This window comes from Priestia sp. 10L35, assembly GCF_056395685.1.
In genome coordinates this window covers 36,470-52,734 of sequence record NZ_JBFTKA010000010.1, presented here as the reverse complement: position 1 = coordinate 52,734, position 16,265 = coordinate 36,470, and the positions used below count along the sequence as shown (strand labels likewise).

The 16,265-nt window shown below is 35.6% G+C and carries 18 protein-coding genes and 1 pseudogene; 5 read left to right on the top strand and 14 right to left on the bottom strand.

Features of this window, described 5'->3' with window-relative positions; all coding sequences use genetic code 11:
• Positions 1-95 precede the first annotated feature (95 nt).
• Together AC1DEF_RS25065 and AC1DEF_RS25060 are read right to left on the bottom strand one after the other, a co-directional pair.
• Positions 96-1,259: a DUF418 domain-containing protein gene (locus tag AC1DEF_RS25065; RefSeq protein ID WP_176521200.1), complete on the bottom strand. Its 1,164-nt coding sequence runs from the start codon at positions 1,257-1,259 to the stop codon at positions 96-98.
• A gap of 443 nt (positions 1,260-1,702) precedes the next feature.
• Positions 1,703-1,912, bottom strand: a complete 210-nt coding sequence (locus AC1DEF_RS25060; protein WP_043980934.1) for a hypothetical protein — start codon at positions 1,910-1,912, stop codon at positions 1,703-1,705.
• Between the two features lie 703 nt (positions 1,913-2,615).
• On the opposite strand from AC1DEF_RS25060, the gene AC1DEF_RS25055 reads away from it, so the two are divergent.
• Entirely contained in the window at positions 2,616-3,020 is a 405-nt protein-coding gene (locus AC1DEF_RS25055; protein ID WP_097823029.1) for a hypothetical protein, read from the top strand.
• A gap of 408 nt (positions 3,021-3,428) precedes the next feature.
• On the opposite strand, the gene AC1DEF_RS25050 is transcribed toward AC1DEF_RS25055, so the two are convergent.
• Positions 3,429-3,740, bottom strand: coding sequence for a carboxymuconolactone decarboxylase family protein (locus AC1DEF_RS25050; protein ID WP_097823030.1), 312 nt, complete (start codon positions 3,738-3,740; stop codon positions 3,429-3,431).
• Position 3,741: 1 nt separating this feature from the next.
• Positions 3,742-4,152 (bottom strand): tautomerase family protein, encoded by a 411-nt coding sequence (locus AC1DEF_RS25045; protein ID WP_097823031.1) that lies wholly within the window; start codon positions 4,150-4,152, stop codon positions 3,742-3,744.
• Positions 4,153-4,258: 106 nt separating this feature from the next.
• Here AC1DEF_RS25045 and AC1DEF_RS25040 point away from each other — a divergent pair, with 106 nt between their 5' ends.
• Positions 4,259-5,134: a LysR family transcriptional regulator gene (locus AC1DEF_RS25040; protein ID WP_097823032.1), complete on the top strand. Its 876-nt coding sequence runs from the start codon at positions 4,259-4,261 to the stop codon at positions 5,132-5,134.
• 112 nt (positions 5,135-5,246) lie between these two features.
• On the opposite strand, the gene AC1DEF_RS25035 is transcribed toward AC1DEF_RS25040, so the two are convergent.
• The 4 genes from AC1DEF_RS25035 to AC1DEF_RS25020 form a co-directional block, all read right to left on the bottom strand.
• The gene (locus AC1DEF_RS25035) at positions 5,247-5,873 is read right to left on the bottom strand and encodes a hypothetical protein (RefSeq protein ID WP_097823033.1); all 627 of its coding nucleotides are present in this window, start codon (positions 5,871-5,873) and stop codon (positions 5,247-5,249) included.
• Positions 5,874-5,893: 20 nt separating this feature from the next.
• Entirely contained in the window at positions 5,894-6,430 is a 537-nt protein-coding gene (locus AC1DEF_RS25030; RefSeq protein WP_097823034.1) for an SF0329 family protein, read from the bottom strand.
• Positions 6,431-6,753: 323 nt separating this feature from the next.
• Positions 6,754-7,185, bottom strand: coding sequence for a terpene synthase (locus AC1DEF_RS25025; RefSeq protein ID WP_097823035.1), 432 nt, complete (start codon positions 7,183-7,185; stop codon positions 6,754-6,756).
• 250 nt (positions 7,186-7,435) lie between these two features.
• Entirely contained in the window at positions 7,436-8,218 is a 783-nt protein-coding gene (locus AC1DEF_RS25020) for a GNAT family N-acetyltransferase (protein WP_097823036.1), read from the bottom strand.
• A 210-nt stretch (positions 8,219-8,428) separates the two neighbouring features.
• Here AC1DEF_RS25020 and AC1DEF_RS25015 point away from each other — a divergent pair, with 210 nt between their 5' ends.
• Both AC1DEF_RS25015 and AC1DEF_RS25010 read left to right on the top strand, forming a co-directional pair.
• The gene (locus AC1DEF_RS25015; protein WP_097823037.1) at positions 8,429-9,328 is read left to right on the top strand and encodes an alpha/beta hydrolase family protein; all 900 of its coding nucleotides are present in this window, start codon (positions 8,429-8,431) and stop codon (positions 9,326-9,328) included.
• A 303-nt stretch (positions 9,329-9,631) separates the two neighbouring features.
• Positions 9,632-10,249, top strand: a complete 618-nt coding sequence (locus AC1DEF_RS25010; protein WP_043980926.1) for a methanogen output domain 1-containing protein — start codon at positions 9,632-9,634, stop codon at positions 10,247-10,249.
• Positions 10,250-10,586: 337 nt separating this feature from the next.
• Here AC1DEF_RS25010 and AC1DEF_RS25005 read toward each other — a convergent pair whose 3' ends face one another.
• From AC1DEF_RS25005 to AC1DEF_RS24980, 6 genes are all read right to left on the bottom strand, one after another.
• A complete protein-coding gene (locus AC1DEF_RS25005; RefSeq protein WP_097823038.1) occupies positions 10,587-11,423 on the bottom strand; it encodes an alpha/beta fold hydrolase in 837 nt (278 codons plus the stop codon).
• Between the two features lie 36 nt (positions 11,424-11,459).
• Complete coding sequence (locus AC1DEF_RS25000) at positions 11,460-12,551, bottom strand: low temperature requirement protein A (RefSeq protein WP_141235301.1); 1,092 nt, start codon at positions 12,549-12,551, stop codon at positions 11,460-11,462.
• 248 nt (positions 12,552-12,799) lie between these two features.
• Positions 12,800-13,444, bottom strand: a complete 645-nt coding sequence (gene ycaC / locus AC1DEF_RS24995) for an isochorismate family cysteine hydrolase YcaC (RefSeq protein ID WP_097823040.1) — start codon at positions 13,442-13,444, stop codon at positions 12,800-12,802.
• A 174-nt stretch (positions 13,445-13,618) separates the two neighbouring features.
• Positions 13,619-14,185 carry an NADPH-dependent FMN reductase gene (locus tag AC1DEF_RS24990; RefSeq protein WP_028409904.1) on the bottom strand — a complete coding sequence of 189 codons (567 nt, stop codon included), beginning with the start codon at positions 14,183-14,185 and terminating at the stop codon, positions 13,619-13,621.
• A gap of 155 nt (positions 14,186-14,340) precedes the next feature.
• Positions 14,341-15,279 carry a ring-cleaving dioxygenase gene (locus tag AC1DEF_RS24985; RefSeq protein WP_097823041.1) on the bottom strand — a complete coding sequence of 313 codons (939 nt, stop codon included), beginning with the start codon at positions 15,277-15,279 and terminating at the stop codon, positions 14,341-14,343.
• Between the two features lie 141 nt (positions 15,280-15,420).
• The gene (locus AC1DEF_RS24980) at positions 15,421-15,819 is read right to left on the bottom strand and encodes a DoxX family protein (protein WP_013084346.1); all 399 of its coding nucleotides are present in this window, start codon (positions 15,817-15,819) and stop codon (positions 15,421-15,423) included.
• A 271-nt stretch (positions 15,820-16,090) separates the two neighbouring features.
• Between AC1DEF_RS24980 and AC1DEF_RS24975 the strand changes: the two are divergent.
• Positions 16,091-16,201: pseudogene (locus tag AC1DEF_RS24975) on the top strand (peroxiredoxin); the annotation flags it as partial.
• Between the last annotated feature and the right edge of the window lie 64 nt (positions 16,202-16,265).

Genomic DNA, 16,265 nt, shown 5'->3' with positions numbered 1-16,265 from the left:
AAAATTATCAATATCTAATATAACTTTAACATAACATTCTATGTGAAAGTTTTGCTTCTTATAACATGTTTTATATTCATCAAAAAGAAGCTGACTTACAATTTAAGATCTTTCTTTATATTTTTCTTTATAACTAAACTGGCTAAGCGTTTGCGCGCTGATTCCATAGGACCCATTTTAAAATAATGAAGCCACAAAGTAGCAAATAACATTTGAAACAAACAGATTAGTATCCAAACAAAAATGACGAAGAATGAACGAGGGTGTCCACCCCACCCAAGGCCCCATCCATAAAATAAAATTGAGCTTAAAACATTCTGTAACACATAGCAACTTAAAGACATCTTACCTACTTTTTCTAAAACGCTCCATAATGAAAAGTCCTGAAATTTTTCAATTAGGAAACTAATGGCTCCCATGTATCCAAGCGATAAAATAGGGGCAAATACATACCTCAGTGGAAAATCAAAGTATCCTCCAGGAACAAATAATAATAGGTTTAGAGGTAGCCCAACTAAAAGTCCCGCCTTCATCATCCTCTTTCTGATATTAATACCATTGGAATTATTGTCAAAAGCTCCTCTTCTCACTAGTAAAACACCCATTAAAAACATGCATATATTAAATGGAATGACGAAAATTGCTTCTGTGCGCAGCTCCCAAAAATGAAAAAGTCGATACTGAATTTGATTCATCCACGATCCATGTTGATAAAGGTTCACCACTTCTTTTGGGACAGCAACTAGCTCATCTCCTATTGAGTTAGTTAGCACACCTAAGAACACAAGTACTATAAAGAAAAGATGAATCGCTGCTGCACTAATCATTGTTATTCGTATCATCGTCTTCCGCATTTTCACGATAAACGATACGACAATGGCAGTTACTGCATAAGACATTAAAATGTCGTACTCTAAGACAAAAATAAAGTGCAAAAGCCCTTCCGTTAATAATATTAAAGACAGCCATATGTACCTTCCCGGCCAAGTCTGATTTAATCGTTTTGATTGCTGATATTTCAGTTCTAAACCAACACCAAACATAATAGCTAAGAGCCCAAGTAATTTCCCGTTAATTAAGGATAGAAAAAGGATTCTTAAAAAATCATCTCCTGATAACCACCATTTGTTATGGGTAAAAGTAAATATATAATTTATATCTCCCAGATAGGCAAACAGCCAAATGTTCGTTCCTAATGTTCCCAGAATCGCTAATCCTCTTAATATATCTAAAGAGCGAATTCGTTCTTTATTCTTCACTTCTCATCTCTCCATCCGTTACATTTACTCTAATAACGTTCCTAAAAAGGATTGTTTATTTTTGTTACTCTCCTTCTTGGTATGTCATAGTTCAACTATATTAGATTACGTTGCGTCACCTTCAACCCTTATTTTTAAATATTTTAAATAAATGAATGAATTATTTTTAGTGAGATAAAGAAAGCGTGGATACGTTTTGAGAAGTGCAAAGACTGCCCGCTTTGGAAACAAGTTTAGCCAAAAGGTATACTCGCGTCTGCAGAGTACTAATTACAAAAAAAGAAACCCTCGTATTTTCAAGGTTTCTTTTTTAAAAATATTCCACTCTAAGCGACAATTGAAGATGAATTAAAATGCTGTTACTGTGATATAGCGTTTTCCGACGTTTTGTAATTCATAAGGTAAATAACGTCGTTGAATACACACTTTCTGAAAGCTAGCATCTAGCTTTTAGAAAGTTCGTTTATCTCCCTTTCAATAAGAGCCACTGAAATTTCGAATGCTTGTATCCGTCTTTTAGCTAAGGTGATTTGAGATTTATATCTATCAGCGTTTTCTTTACCTTCAAACGTTTTTACTGTCTGTCTGAGTTTATGTAAAGTTGAATCAATTTGACGTTTTGCTTCAACTAATTCAGCTACATCAAATTTCATTTACGTCCCTCCTTTTATAATTGTTATTGGCAGCCTTCTCATATAAAAAAGCTGATGCCTCATCTCTGTATAAAGCATATCATCAAGATCTATTCCTTGCTGCTCTACCTCTTATTAAATGACCGTACATAAGAGTGAACAAATGCTAGAGTTTAACCCTCCCATTTATCTCCATCCGTAATCCACTTATCATTTTGCAAATCATAGCATGTATCATAATCATGAAAACTAAAATAGGTAGATAACGTACTACCCTTTCCGTCTGCCTTATTTCGACACTCTACAAACCATTCTACAATGGCTTTTGTTTCACCTTCCTATATTTCCTGTGCGGAAGTTTTATAGAACGCCCAAAATCCATCTTCTTTGTCAACAGGTATACTATACATTTCAATCTCGTCAAACAAGTCGTAGATATCTGAAAAAATACTGCTATTTTCCCCTTTTCAATTTATATTGTTATTGTATAAAATGAAATTTTCTTTTCTCTTACTTAAATCTTACGTTTTTCTTAATTTTCTTTTTATAAAAATTAGAATTTTACCCTTTATATTAAATAGAATAATAGTCAAGCTCGAATAAAACCTGATCATCTATAATAAAATTTAAGGAAAAACCTTTTTGATCATACTATGTAGGTTTTTATTAGGTTCATTCTATGAAATGTAATAGATTATTCAGAAGGAAAAAGGAGTGAATACAAATGAGTTTAGCCACCTATATAGGTTCGAATGTAGAATTACCTATTAATGACGAACTGGATGATATAGTTACTATTGGAAGATGCTTTTCAGATGAAATGCATCGATTAAACATAAAAAAACATCATTTTACTACTTCTTATGTTTATGAAGTGTCAAGTGACTGGGGAATTGAAATTACGGAATATATGAATAAAAGCAGACTGAAAGAATCAAAAGAGAAACTACTTGCACTGTGTCAATTGATGCATCACTATCTTAAATCAGGTGATTTTTTTGAATTGTATAGTTGTTGGATAGGAGAAGAAGCTGAAAAGCGAAAAGGAGAACTAACTTTAAACATCCATTACTTTGATATAGATGCTATTGAAATGCCTGAAAAAACATTAGTTAGAATCGAAAAATAAACTTTCCTTATTATGCTAACAATTTTTTGGCATTTATAATATGAACGCAAAAAAAGCTATTTCAATCGTATTGGCATCGGAGTGAAATAGCTTTTTCTACTTTACATTCAAGAGTGTGTTAGATCCTTATGGATATCTTCACATGTGAATTGTATCACAAACTTTTCTGCGTGTGAAGATGAAAAATGAAATTTGTATGACAAATATCGAGAAAAAGAAGAATGGTTGATTTGTTTGACAGCATCTTTATTAATATTAATTATATTTAATAAATTTTCTAAAAGAAAATAATAATTCCCTACCTCTTTTTTTTGTTGTCCTAGCAAAAATTCTAGGAAGCAGCCTCTTTAACCTCTAGGTCACCAGAGGTTTCAAACACTACCTCGTTTTCACACATGTTTATTATTATTATCGTCTCGCTATTAAATTTAGTGCCGCAGATGCCTTTGGCCACCCAACGTAAAAAGCCATATGGGTTATTAGTGCAATAATTTCTTTTTCAGTCACTCCATTCTTTTTTGCCAACTGCAGATGAAAAGGCATTTGTTCGGTGTTGCCAATACTGATTAAAGCGGAAAGTGTACTTAAACTTCTTTCTTTTGAGGTTAAAGTCGGGTCTCTCCACACTTCTCCAAATAAAATATTTTCTCCATATTTCACAAAGTCAGGAGCAAAATCTCTCATTTCTTCCATCAGCTTAGACTCAATGCGATTATTCATTCTATTTTCCCTCCTTTGGATTCACCATTTGTGCGATTCCTTGCCCAAATGACCAGTTTTCAAGGGGTGTCTCGTTTAATGTAATAAAAATATTATTTGTAGAAATATTCAAGTGAGTGGAAAGTTCCTCAGCAATAGATTGATACAGCTTCTTTTTCTGCTGAATCGTTCTCCCCTGCCCACATGTAATGGAGATATAAATCATTTGATCTGTCCTTTTTCCCCCATTTTCTAAGAGATACTGTAAGTCATAGAAAAAATGCTGAGGTGGATATGGTAAAAATAGTTGAAAATAATCGTCTTTTGGAATGTGAAAATGTTGGATTAAAGACTGATGAATACAATTGCTTACTTTTTTTAATTCCTTATCGTTTAATTGACATTCTGGATAATAAACGTTAACAAATGGCATCGATCATCTTCCTTTCTATATTCAGTGTACTTCCACACTCTTCATTTGTATAATTGAAAACATGTCTAATAATTATCGAAAAAACCGATAGAGATGGGGTTAGGAAGTGGAAATTAAAGAATTAACGACGTTTAAAACAATTGTGGCAGAAGGAACGTTTTCACTTGCAGCAAAAAAATTAAATTACGCTCAATCTACCGTCACTGCTCATATTAAAAAGTTAGAAAAAGATCTTGGATTTCTTTTGTTTGAACGAGGCTGGGAAGCAAAATTAACAAAGGAAGGTACACTATTTGTAGAAGAAGTAGATAGTTTATTGAAGCACTGGGAGTATTCAATCTCTCAAGCGCAGCGTATAAGCAAAGAGGAAAAAGGAACAATCAAAATGGGCTTATCAGAATCGATTGCTCAAAGGTTGATGCCAGCTATATTAAGCTATTTAAATGACGAAAAACCTTACATACACTGCGATTTCACCATTGGAAACACGGCACTTTTATCAGAACTATTACGTCAAGATAAACTGGACTTTGCTGTTTGCGGACAGAATACGAGCCTTTCCGGCTTTACTTTTACTCCGCTTGGTAAAGAACAAATTCAATTTATTGTTGATACGCCTAACCATCCCCTGCTACAGCAGAAATCAGTTGAAATAGCCGATATTATTCACTATCCTATTTTAATAGGAGAAAATAGCTGCTATTACTATCAATCCGTCAACCACTTTTTATCCGAGAATAATTTAGCCTTTAAACAAGTATACAACTGTAGTGCCCTGCACCTCATTCCAGAAATGATGTTTGGACATGCAGTAGGAATTATCCCTAGAGGAACTAGTTTGAAACCAACTAATATCCCGTTTAAAGTACAAGGGTTTGACCCTGAGATGCCTATAGGATTATTAATGTCTGTTGAAAAAAGAACCTATTTGAGTCAGACAAAAAAGAATGTTGTAGAGGTAATTAAATCTTCGTTATCGTAGATCAACACTTACGTAGAATAACGTATTCACCTAAAAAAATCCTCTGCTCTGGAAGCAAAGGATTTTTTATAGTTATAAAGAGTTTGATCCCTTTTACAGATTAATATAATACTCATCCACTATCTCTATCATGAGCATAGTTTTTTGATAAGCTGTCTTTAAAATCTTGAGGAAGCTTCATATTTCTAAAGTTTAAGCCAATTAAATCTTCAACATCTTCATTTAAATACGACCATTTAGATGGTGATTTCATTAAATGGTCTAACAAAACAGATTCATTAAAACCTATGACACATATATCTAAGCTCCGCTCTCCCCATATCGCCCACTTCTTAGAAGAAGAAAACCATACAATTTTTTCTGAATGATAGTATGGAGCATCCGCAGGGTAGTCCTCCGGTCCAATTTCTAGGACAGTCCTATACTCTTCACTTGATAAAGAAGCAGGAAGCTTCAAGTAATTAAAATAGCCAAACTCTTTATAAAAATAATTTGTGGGATGTGGATCTAAAACCGCAACTGTAACTTCCTTTTCACTAAAGATTTTTGTTAAATATTGTACAGTAGGCCAAAACTCCTCACACACGCCCCAGTAGAACTCTTCAAATAAGTAATAATCACACCTTTGGTTAAATACTTGATGGGGCAATTCCTTATTTGTGTTGAAGATATTTTTTAGATTTTTATTAGCGGATTGAAATTCTTTGATATCTTTAATAAAGAAATTTGTGGCCTTCACAGTATAGCCTCCTTCTTTTACTAACTGGGCTTGATATTTTCAACCTTACATCTTAGTTCATAAACTTGCATAATTAAAGGGTGCACGTCCGAATTGTACTTTAAAGCTTCCAGCGTCCTTTTCCCTAACCTTCTATCTACTAATGCAAGAGCTTGAGAAATAACGTTCCCAGAATTTAATGCTCGATCAATGGATAGCTGAGGATACTGGATGAAGGCGTTATAAACATGATCAACGTTAAAAACACCTCTATGTTCTAGAATACTTGCAGTGTAGTCCATATCATTTACCTTCCCAATGAATTCCGGGAAACATTCAAATAAACACTCTGGAAAGGGTTTGCTTGTTTTTCTCTTCACTTCCTCCCAAAGTTTATCATGTTCCATTAAATATTCTGCTGAAGAAGCATTAAAAATTTCCTTCTTATCTAGAGTAATCCAAATACGTGCCTGTTCTCCAAGAGAAACGTTATATTTAGTGAAATGAATACTCAATCTATACTTCAACTTATCACAGAATAAATTCTCCATATTTTTCTTTACTTTCGTCCACTTCATGCTATTTTTGTACTCCTATTCCCTAAAATTATACGATTTCGCTTCTAGAAACATATTATACAAAATATGCCTAGTTCAAATTGTTTTTCTTCATATATAGAACATACTTCATCGTTCTAGACAATAAAAAGAGCATCTAACTATTCGTTCAGATGCTCTTTTTATTCATTTCTTTCTCCTTCCATTAAGAAAAAACGCCATTATAGTGTAATTTTACACTATAATGGCGTTTTTTTGAATATTTTTAAATTAATAAATGTAATTGAGTTTCCAGAAAAGTATTTATGTAAATTAGCTTTGTATATAGTACCCATCGTTATATTTTAATCTTGAGATAAATAAATCCAGTTCATTTCATCAAATTCTTCAATAATATAATTTGAACCTATATCCTTTAAAATTTTATTGAAAAATTTTATATTAACGTCATGATCATACAAATCTTCTTGAATGTATTCCGTAATAATAAAATTCGTTAAATTTGTATTGTTAACAAAATCTGAAAAGAACGATTTTAGAAAAAGTGAATCTTCTTCACTTAATTTTTCATCATTGATTAATGAAATCCTAAACACATTTAAAATCGCGTTAATATCTTCTTCCTCCATATAACATAATGGATCTAGTTTTTTATCTTCTTCTGTAAATGGCTTTCTCGTGTCTTCTATGACTACATAAGAAAAGATAGTTCCGTTTTTTGACACTCGAAAAATTTCCAAATCCCGCAATTTTATAATTCTATTAAACGATATCATAAGGTCCTCCTACCCAAATAAGAATTCAGGATATTTTAATAAAGTAGATACTGTTAAACCTAACGAGCATAGGATTCAGTTTACAGTAAAATCATCTTGTGTGCTGGTAATTAGAGGGCAAGGCTTATCGGCCGCCTGCGGAAAGCAACGTCTTGCACGAGAATCAACCGCGGTGTAATAAGCCATTCGCTCATGCATTCCATTCGTTCGTCTGTAGATTGTATTGATTTATTTATGTCTCATTCTCTTTTTATTTTAATACATATAAAGCGTAATCCTCTTCATTCGAAAACCCAAGTTTATTGGCTAGTGCTTTCGAGGCTTTATTGTTATTATCGCAATCCCAAGCAGGCATAACATTCTTTTCTAAACATTTATTTATAAACGTCTGGCCCACTATCTTTCCCAATCCTTGTCCTCTATAGTTAGAATTAGTCACAATATCGATTTCAGCTATGGTTCCACTATGAAAAATAGACACACATTCAGCGATAATCTTTCCTTTATGGATAAGACAAACTCCTAATCCATTTTTCAGAAAATTATTCTCTGATCCCCAGTACTCCACTATATATGATTCATTGAAATTCTCACTTTCCCTTAAAGCATCAGCGTTAAAGTCTTTTAACTCATAGAGATTGGACAGGCTGTACGTAGAATGAACTTTTGAAGGAAGAAACCTATACTTAGAACGTTTCATTTTCTTTACATACGTTTTGAAAGTCTCGTCAAAAACAGTTTCCCAGTCAGTCGATGGAGTAAAAACCGTAAACCGTTTCTCCTTACCATACACGTTCTCAACAAAATAACGATAGATAAAGTTATTAAATACCACGTCATTCCCTTGTCCAAATACATAATAGTCACCTGCACCTATTCTAAGAAATCCTGATGATGGACTCATCATATCATTTACGTACACAGCTCCTGGAATAACATGATTAACGACAGAAAAAGCAAATGTAGGAGTCTTAAATGACGCTTCTAACATGTTATTTATCTTGTAATAATCTTTTGGTTCTAAACAATGCATTTTATTTCCCCCTTAATAAATATCACTGTCTTCATTATATAAGTGCATGCATAAATTTAGTTATCATAATGTGCTTTATCGATACAACAACAGCCCGACGAATAATTAAAATAAAGGTTAATTACTCTTTTTCAAGAGAGCTAAATCAAAAAAATTTCATATATAAGTTTGTTATAATAAAGATTGTTATAAGTAAGGAGGAGTATATAAGTGCAAATAAGAAAACTTGAAAGACAGTCATTTTATGCCGGATGTCAATTCGTAGATATAGAAGATCAAGCAAATGAACACGCCTTGCCTCTCCTTATTATGTATCCTACATATAAAGAAGAACAAGTTGAAAAGATAGGACCTTACACGATAAGCGCTGCGCAAGATGCTCCGCTTTCAAATGGATCATTTCCTTTAGTCATTATTTCTCATGGAGATGGAAGCACGCCTCTTGCTTATCGAACCATTGCTCAGTTTTTAGCACGTAATGGTTTTATTGTAGGGATACCGCAGCATCTCTTTAATAATCGAGAGGATAATACGCTATCTGGAACAATAGATAACCTAAAAAATCGGCCTATCCATATACGTACTGTAATTGATTGGTTTTTAAAAGAAAGTTCCTTTTCTCCATCCATTAAATCAAATAATATTTCTCTTATTGGCCATTCAATGGGAGGATATACGGCTCTTGCTGTAGCAGGTGGAGTTCCCACTTCTTTTCCTTCTGAATCTCCTGATCAAAAGCCTTATTGTTTATCTATTACTCATGATAAGCGGGTTCAATCACTTATTCTTTTAGCGCCAGCCGCCGGATGGTTCAGGGAAAAAGGCGCTCTTGAAGACGTGAATATACCTATTTTAATGATTACAGGCGAAAAGGATACGATTACTCCTTCTTTTCACGGGGAATTTGTGTTAAATGGGGTTTCTGATTCGGAAAAAGTTCAGCATATAGCTGTAAAAAACGGAGGGCATTTTTCATTTCTCAGCCCATTTCCCGACTTTATGAAATCTCCTACCTTTCTTCCCTCTCAGGACCCGGATGGCTTTAATCGCAAGGAGTTTCATGAGGACCTGCAAAACACTATATTGAACTTTTTATTAGGTCCTTTTTAACAGATTAGTGAGTTGTACTACCTTTTCTTTTGAAGCAATTATATCTAGAAAGAGCAGTTAAAATCTCTTAGAAACTGATGAGCTTCTAAGGGATTTTTATTTCCTATAAGGCTCATTATGCTAGTCTCCTTCTTTCTTTTTAAAAAGAAGCCAGTATTTAGAAAAAAATATTTTTAAATTCAAAAAACATAACACGCGATCTTATTAATCTGTAATAATTAAGAAATAAAGATATATAGAAAAAGTGCTGCCTATTGAATTGATATTTTTGCTCTTTTACAAAACAAAAGGGGGATTTACAATATGGCTTTAAAAAAAGGTCAGCTAAGCGGACATGTATTTTTGTCTAAACTTATTACACAGTACGCAATGATTCATGAAAAAACGGTAGGTCCCGTAGCTGAAGAATATATTAAACAAATTGGTATTCGTACTGGAGAATGGATGGAAGACTTTTATAGCGATAAGCATGAAAAGTGGACGGTAGAAGAATATGCAGAAGTTATAATTGACCTTAAAAATTCAATTGGAGGTCACTTTGAAATTGTGTCCGTTTATCCAGACCATGTGGTTGTAAGCGCTACTCAATGTCCATTTGGTGACGTCGTACAGGATGCTCCTCATTTATGTAAGATGACGTCTAGTGTGTTTGGAGGAATTGCAGCTCGTAAATTTGGCTATGGAAAAGTGAGCTTGCGTCAGCGTATTGCTCTTGGTCATCCAATGTGTGAAGTTGCTATATATTTTACAAAACACAGTGAAGAAAATGGAGATGTGTATGAAGATCTTCCTATTACCCCTTCTTATGGTAACCCTTTTAACTGGGAAGAGGAAACGATTCATATGCTTAATCAAGAACTTCGGAGAAGCGATGAAATGATTGAAACTCTTCTTGCGGAATTAGAAGAATTACGTAAATAGCATTGTATTACCACACTTAACTATTAAGACATTTTTTTCTAGTTAGAGAAGCAAAATAAGATGTAGAAAACAAAGAGCAGCCTTTAATTAAAGGTTTGCTCTTTGTTTTCATCAATCATTTTAGTTATTATGGTAAGCAGAAAAAATAAAGTAAAAGTTATTATAGCTATTTAGGGATTTTATTTGTAATCAGATGCGTCACCCTAAAGAATCCTGGGAGCGATCAGATGCCTTTGTTAATTGCATGAACTGATAAAAAAGAAGCGCCCTCCGGCAACTTCTTTTCGCTTTTCCTATTCATACGTCAGATTTCCACTTACAAAATAATCATTTATATTTAGTCTCTTAAAAATGACAGCAGCGCTTCGTTAAATTCATGTGCATGCGTTGCATTTAAGCCGTGCGGACCGCCTTTTATTAAAGCTAACTTGGAACCAGAAATGGCTTCATGCGTTCGCTTTCCGCTATATTCGAATGGAACAATTTCGTCTGCATCACCGTGAATAATAAGAGTAGGTATTGTAAACTTGGCTAGATCGTCTCTGAAATCCGTTTTGCTGAAAGCAGCTATACAGTCTAGCGTCCCTTTAGGCGATGCGGCTGCTGCAATATCGCGGTTGTAAAGTCGAAATGGTTCGCTGACTAAGTCATTTCCGTCTTCAACCCCAAAAAATGTTTTTGTAAAATCATCAAGGAAAGCTAAGCGATCATTTTTTACGCCGTTTTCAAACTCTTGGATTCCTGCATCATCTAATGCTCCTTCAGGATGATCTTCTGACTTATAAAGAAATGGTGGTACAGCTCCTGCAAATACAGCTTTTTCTACTCTATCTGTTCCGTAAGTTCCTACATAACGAGCTACTTCTCCGCCGCCCATTGAAAACCCGACTAGTGTCACATTTGTTAAATCCAAATGTTCTAGCAGCTGATGTAAATCAGCAGCAAATGTTTCATAATCGTAGCCGTCCCATGGCTGAGAAGACTTTCCGAACCCTCGGCGGTCATACGTTATAACTCTGTATCCAGCCTCAACAAGAGCCGGAACTTGATATTCCCAAGACCGTCCGCTTAGCGGCCAGCCGTGAATTAAGACAACCGGCTTTCCTGTCCCGTGATCCTCGTAGTATAGTTCAATAGGTGCTTCATTTTCTGTTCCTACATTAATTTTTGTCATTTCGCTACCTCCAGTATATAGTCGTTCTTTATTTGGTTAAGTGGTCGTAAACCTAGCGTAGATAATAAAAAAGATGGCTAACTCTCCTATGATGAGGGTGTTCGGGACGACTAAAAGTAAGTTAATAATAAAAAACACAGCTAAAATCCCTAAAAACAAGCCTAAATGATACACTTTCAAACGATGTTCTTCGAATCTATACTGGTGAAAAACAAGAGTGGTTGCCATGAAGTAAAGCAGCACGGATCCGAATACAAAATATAAGCTGAATGTGTACTGAACTTCATGTAAAAACATGAGCTTAATCGATGCTGCAATCATGCTTAGAGACATGAGGATAAGTAAGTGTCCGTAAATAATCGTTTGTCCGGCTCTTTGAATAGACTTGTTCACTTTCTTTTCTACGTTCTCAAAGTACTGCCACCACATGGCGATGATCAGGACAAATGAAATAACCGAAAATAAAATGGTATTCCAGTCCCCTTTTTGTGGCTGTATCACAGCAAGAATGCTGACAACGGATTCTCCAAACAAAATTAATGTTAGTAACGCAAAGCGTTCTAACAAATGAGCCGTGTTGGTCGGTAATTTCGCCAGTCGCTTATGTCCTAAAATAGGTAAAATCATGTCCACTGCAATTCCTGTATATAACACGGCGTAGCGGACCCATGAATCAAAAAAGAGCGACAGAAGCGAGATAACAATCCCAATTCCAAAGCATGTTCCTAAAAACACAGCAACTTTTTTTCTCTCACTCTGTTCAAATTTTTGGACAATAAGATATTGAATCGAGGTTAACGCTCTTAGCCCGATATAGCCAATCAAAAAAGACACGTAATATTGATCAAAATCTACGGACAAGCTTGAGATCATGATAAGAACAAACAGCATTTGAAGAATCATAAAGATGCGCTGGTGCAAAAAATCTTGTCCAAATCGATTGATAAACATCGTTTGTCCCGTCCACGCCCACCATATCGGAATAAAGATCAGTACAAACTTTAACAAATACTCTCCATGAATATACCCTTGTTCAACGTGAAGCAAAACATGCGTAGCAGTCGCAACGGCTGCCACAAATAACAAATCATAAAAAAGCTCCAGCCACGTAACTTTTTTTTCTTCCACTACTCCGCATCCCTTCCTATCATCTATCAAGCTGTCGTTAATATACTTTATTTTATATACAAGAGGCGCATATTTCATGACAGGTAGCGTAGTAAAAGATAGGTGAGCCAGCTGTTCATCAGTCGGCTCACCTATCTAACAATTACTTTTATGTCGTTACGTTTTCTCCGTCACATAAATGATCCACAGATGCCATTCTACTTTCATGTCTTATATGTAAAGAGAACGACCTTTAGCATGCTATGTTATTAGACACTCTGCTTGCTGAAATCGCGCTGAGCTCCTCTATAGCTGCCCATTAAGTTTTGATAACCAGGAAGATGACTAGAAATTAAATTGCCAAAACCTTCAACGTCGTTGCGCCAGTCACGCTGCAGCTCGCACGCTACGCTAAACCAGTTCATAAGCTGTGCGCCCCCGTGAGCCATACGCGTTAATGCTGCATCTGCGACTTGCTTATTAAACGTTCCGGAAGCATCCGTCACAACAAACACTTCGTAGCCTGCTTTAATGGCAGAAAGTGCAGGAAAAGCAACGCAGACATCTGTCACTACACCGGCGATAATTAGCTGTTTTTTCCCGGTCGCTTTAATGGCTTTAACAAACTCTTCGTTGTCCCACGCGTTAATTTGTCCAGGACGAGCTATTTTTGGCGCATTAGGAAACAGATCAACGATTTCTTGCATGAGCGGGCCGTTGGGTCCATTTTCAAAGCTAGTTGTTAAAATAACCGGTAAATCAAAGAATTTAGCCGTATCACCAAGAGCTAATACGTTGTTTTTAAATTCATCAACACCATAGTCACGTACAAGGCCAGAAATAAGCCCCGTTTGGTGGTCAACTAAAAGCACGGCAGCATCATCTTTTGAAAGGCGAGAGTAAAGATCAGACATTTTATAATCCTCCTTAAATTAAGGCAAGTAAGGATACATGTACCTCTTCCATTCCTTACAAGCGGTCTATAATTTGAGCGGTTTTTTGGATTTCATTTATGATCTGTTAGGTAAAACATGTATAGAAAGAAAAGCTATTTCTGAGGTGAAGGTTCGTGAGGTGTGTTCTCTCTCTTAATCTAGAACAGGAACAGGCGCTTGATCAACCCAATGAATGAACTGCTGTAGGTAGCGCTGAAGATAACGTTTTGTTGATTCATCGGTTAGTACTTTTTGTTGAGCATCAACTTTTTCATGAACTTGCGAAATCAGCATTTTTTGAAATGGTAAAACGTTGACTTGCATAGCTTCCAGTACTTCTCTCGTTTGCATTTGAGCAAAAGCCGTACCGAAGCCTCCTGGAGTTGCTCCAATTAGGCCAACTGGTTTTCTGTTTAAAACAGAAGAGGTCCGAGGTCTTGATGCCCAGTCCAAGGCATTTTTTAACACTCCAGGAATTCCTGAATTGTACTCTGGACTAACTATAATAACGCCATCAACATCTTGAATCGCAGCTCTAAAGGATGCGACAGATTCTGGTGATCCGTCAGCTTCTAAATCTTCATTAAAAAAAGGCAGGCTGCTTATTTCAATCCAGCGATATTGAGCTGAGTCATCTAATGTAGTCAATGACTCAGCAATCATTCGGTTATACGAATTCTTTCGTAAGCTTCCACAAATAAGACCAATAGTTTTTGTCATCTATTCACCTCCTTACTTGGAATTAATTTCATATTACCACGGTGTTTCAAATATAGATATTAGTTTTATATATAGATAAATTAATTCCTTCTTTGTACCTAATTCGGGATTGAACTAGCATTTTACCATTACTAAAAGAATTCTTTTAGTAAAATTTAGTCTAATTCTCTCAATTCAAAAGGAATCAAAGCTCTTTCAATTTGATCTCGATGGGTTTCGTACTGTTCAGGCAGCATGAGTTTTTCTCCCATTGTTTCAAGTGACTCATCATGAGCAAAGCCTGGAGGATCTGTTGCAATTTCAAATAGAATTTCTCCGTGCTCCTTAAAATAAATCGCATTAAAGTAATTTCGATCTCGAACAGCCGTTACTCCGTATCCGCTGTCGGCTACGTATTTCTGCCATTCTAATTGATCTTCATCATCTTTTGCTCGCCATGCAATATGGTGAACCGTTCCAACGCCCATTTGCCCGCGTCCAATGGTTGTTAATTTTAAATCAATCACATTTCCGATGTCAGCTGATGATTGAAAACGTATAAAATCTCCTTCTTGCCCTACTTTTTGTAGATCCATTACGTTTTCTAATAACTGAGCTGTTTCATGAGGCTTAACAGATAATAACGTAGCGCCTCCGAACCCTTTAATAGCCACTTCAGGTTTAATTTCACCGACTTGCCACGTATTCTTTTCTCCTTTTTCTCTTTCCACAATCTCTAGATGTAAACCATGAGGGTCGTCAAACTCTAAATACTGTTCTCCAAATCGCTCCATCTTTGTAGCTGGAACCCCAAACTTAGCTAATCGCTGTTCCCAAAAGTCCATCGCACCTTTTGGAACCACATATGAAGTTACGCCAACTTGCCCGTCACCTATTTTTCCTTGTCGTGCATTTGCCCACGGGAAGAATGTAATAATCGTTCCAGGTTTTCCCCCTTCATTCCCAAAGTAAAGGTGATACGTTCCTGGATCATCAAAGTTTACCGTTTGTTTGACCAAGCGTAATCCTAACACGCCCGCATAGAAATCAACATTTTCTTGAGGATGACCTACAATCGCCGTGATATGATGAATACCCTCTGTTTTTTTACTCATTACTACCATCTCCTTCGATACATTTTTCGTCAAATGTTTCGTTATCCCTCTTAAAATTACAACTATTTATCATAAATATCTCGAATTCGAGATATTAGTCAAAAAATAAAAGCGTCTTTCTTATTCAACCCATTTTCTCTTTTAGAAAATAAACGTATCTAGTGCATAATAACCTGGTCCTGCAATTGCTACACCGATTGCTACAACTAAAAGCGTAAGGTTATATTCATACCCATTTTGTGTTGCCCAGTATCCATTCGGACCGTGTACTTTCACAATCGCCATGACCATTGTTCCGGCAATCAAAAGCGCTCCTAGCGGTGTAAGAAGTCCTGCAGCAAATAAAGCTCCGCCTACTAGCTCGGATAATCCAGCCATTAACGCCATTCTAACACCTGGCTTCATTCCGATGGATTCAAACCAGCCGCCCGTTCCTTTTAAGCCGTGGCCGCCAAACCATCCAAATAATTTCTGAGTTCCATGTGCCATAAAAGATAATCCAATGACTAAACGTATTAACAATAAACCAATGCTCACCATTTTTTATTCCTCCTATTTTTTCATCACTTTAAAATCTCGAATTAAAATATCTTGAATTAAGGATAATTATAAAATCATATGGTTCCCCTGTCAACATAAATTTTTATATTTTTTTGTAGTTAGCTGAAACGCTTAACGACGTATTAAAAACATATTCATGATTTTATATGGATATGAGCACGGGAACGGAAAATATAAAAGCTAAATTATATTATTTATTGGATAAAAAAAGAAGTCACCCCTTGGTAACTTCTTTTCCTCTTCTGCTATGGATGAGGAATTGAACGCCCTAAAAGCATTTGACGTGTTTTATCAGGGGGATGATGCTCCTTATGAAGATCACGGCTTTCATGGAGAACCAGCTTATTTTCTTGGAGGTGAACATAGATAAAAGATGCATGAATAAATCTTCTTTATCGTTAAAGTAGTCGTAAAAACTACTCCTT

Bases quoted from the DNA above. Each gene is read 5' to 3' on its own strand.
- AC1DEF_RS25060 (WP_043980934.1), bottom strand. From the start codon at position 1,912: ATGAAATTTGATGTAGCTGAATTAGTTGAAGCAAAACGTCAAATTGAT.
- AC1DEF_RS25055 (WP_097823029.1), top strand. From the start codon at position 2,616: ATGAGTTTAGCCACCTATATAGGTTCGAATGTAGAATTACCTATTAAT.
- AC1DEF_RS25050 (WP_097823030.1), bottom strand. From the start codon at position 3,740: ATGAATAATCGCATTGAGTCTAAGCTGATGGAAGAAATGAGAGATTTT.
- AC1DEF_RS25045 (WP_097823031.1), bottom strand. From the start codon at position 4,152: ATGCCATTTGTTAACGTTTATTATCCAGAATGTCAATTAAACGATAAG.
- AC1DEF_RS25030 (WP_097823034.1), bottom strand. From the start codon at position 6,430: ATGAAGTGGACGAAAGTAAAGAAAAATATGGAGAATTTATTCTGTGAT.
- AC1DEF_RS25025 (WP_097823035.1), bottom strand. From the start codon at position 7,185: ATGATATCGTTTAATAGAATTATAAAATTGCGGGATTTGGAAATTTTT.
- AC1DEF_RS25020 (WP_097823036.1), bottom strand. From the start codon at position 8,218: ATGCATTGTTTAGAACCAAAAGATTATTACAAGATAAATAACATGTTA.
- AC1DEF_RS25010 (WP_043980926.1), top strand. From the start codon at position 9,632: ATGGCTTTAAAAAAAGGTCAGCTAAGCGGACATGTATTTTTGTCTAAA.
- AC1DEF_RS25005 (WP_097823038.1), bottom strand. From the start codon at position 11,423: ATGACAAAAATTAATGTAGGAACAGAAAATGAAGCACCTATTGAACTA.
- ycaC (WP_097823040.1), bottom strand. From the start codon at position 13,444: ATGTCTGATCTTTACTCTCGCCTTTCAAAAGATGATGCTGCCGTGCTT.
- AC1DEF_RS24990 (WP_028409904.1), bottom strand. From the start codon at position 14,185: ATGACAAAAACTATTGGTCTTATTTGTGGAAGCTTACGAAAGAATTCG.
- AC1DEF_RS24985 (WP_097823041.1), bottom strand. From the start codon at position 15,279: ATGAGTAAAAAAACAGAGGGTATTCATCATATCACGGCGATTGTAGGT.
- AC1DEF_RS24980 (WP_013084346.1), bottom strand. From the start codon at position 15,819: ATGGTGAGCATTGGTTTATTGTTAATACGTTTAGTCATTGGATTATCT.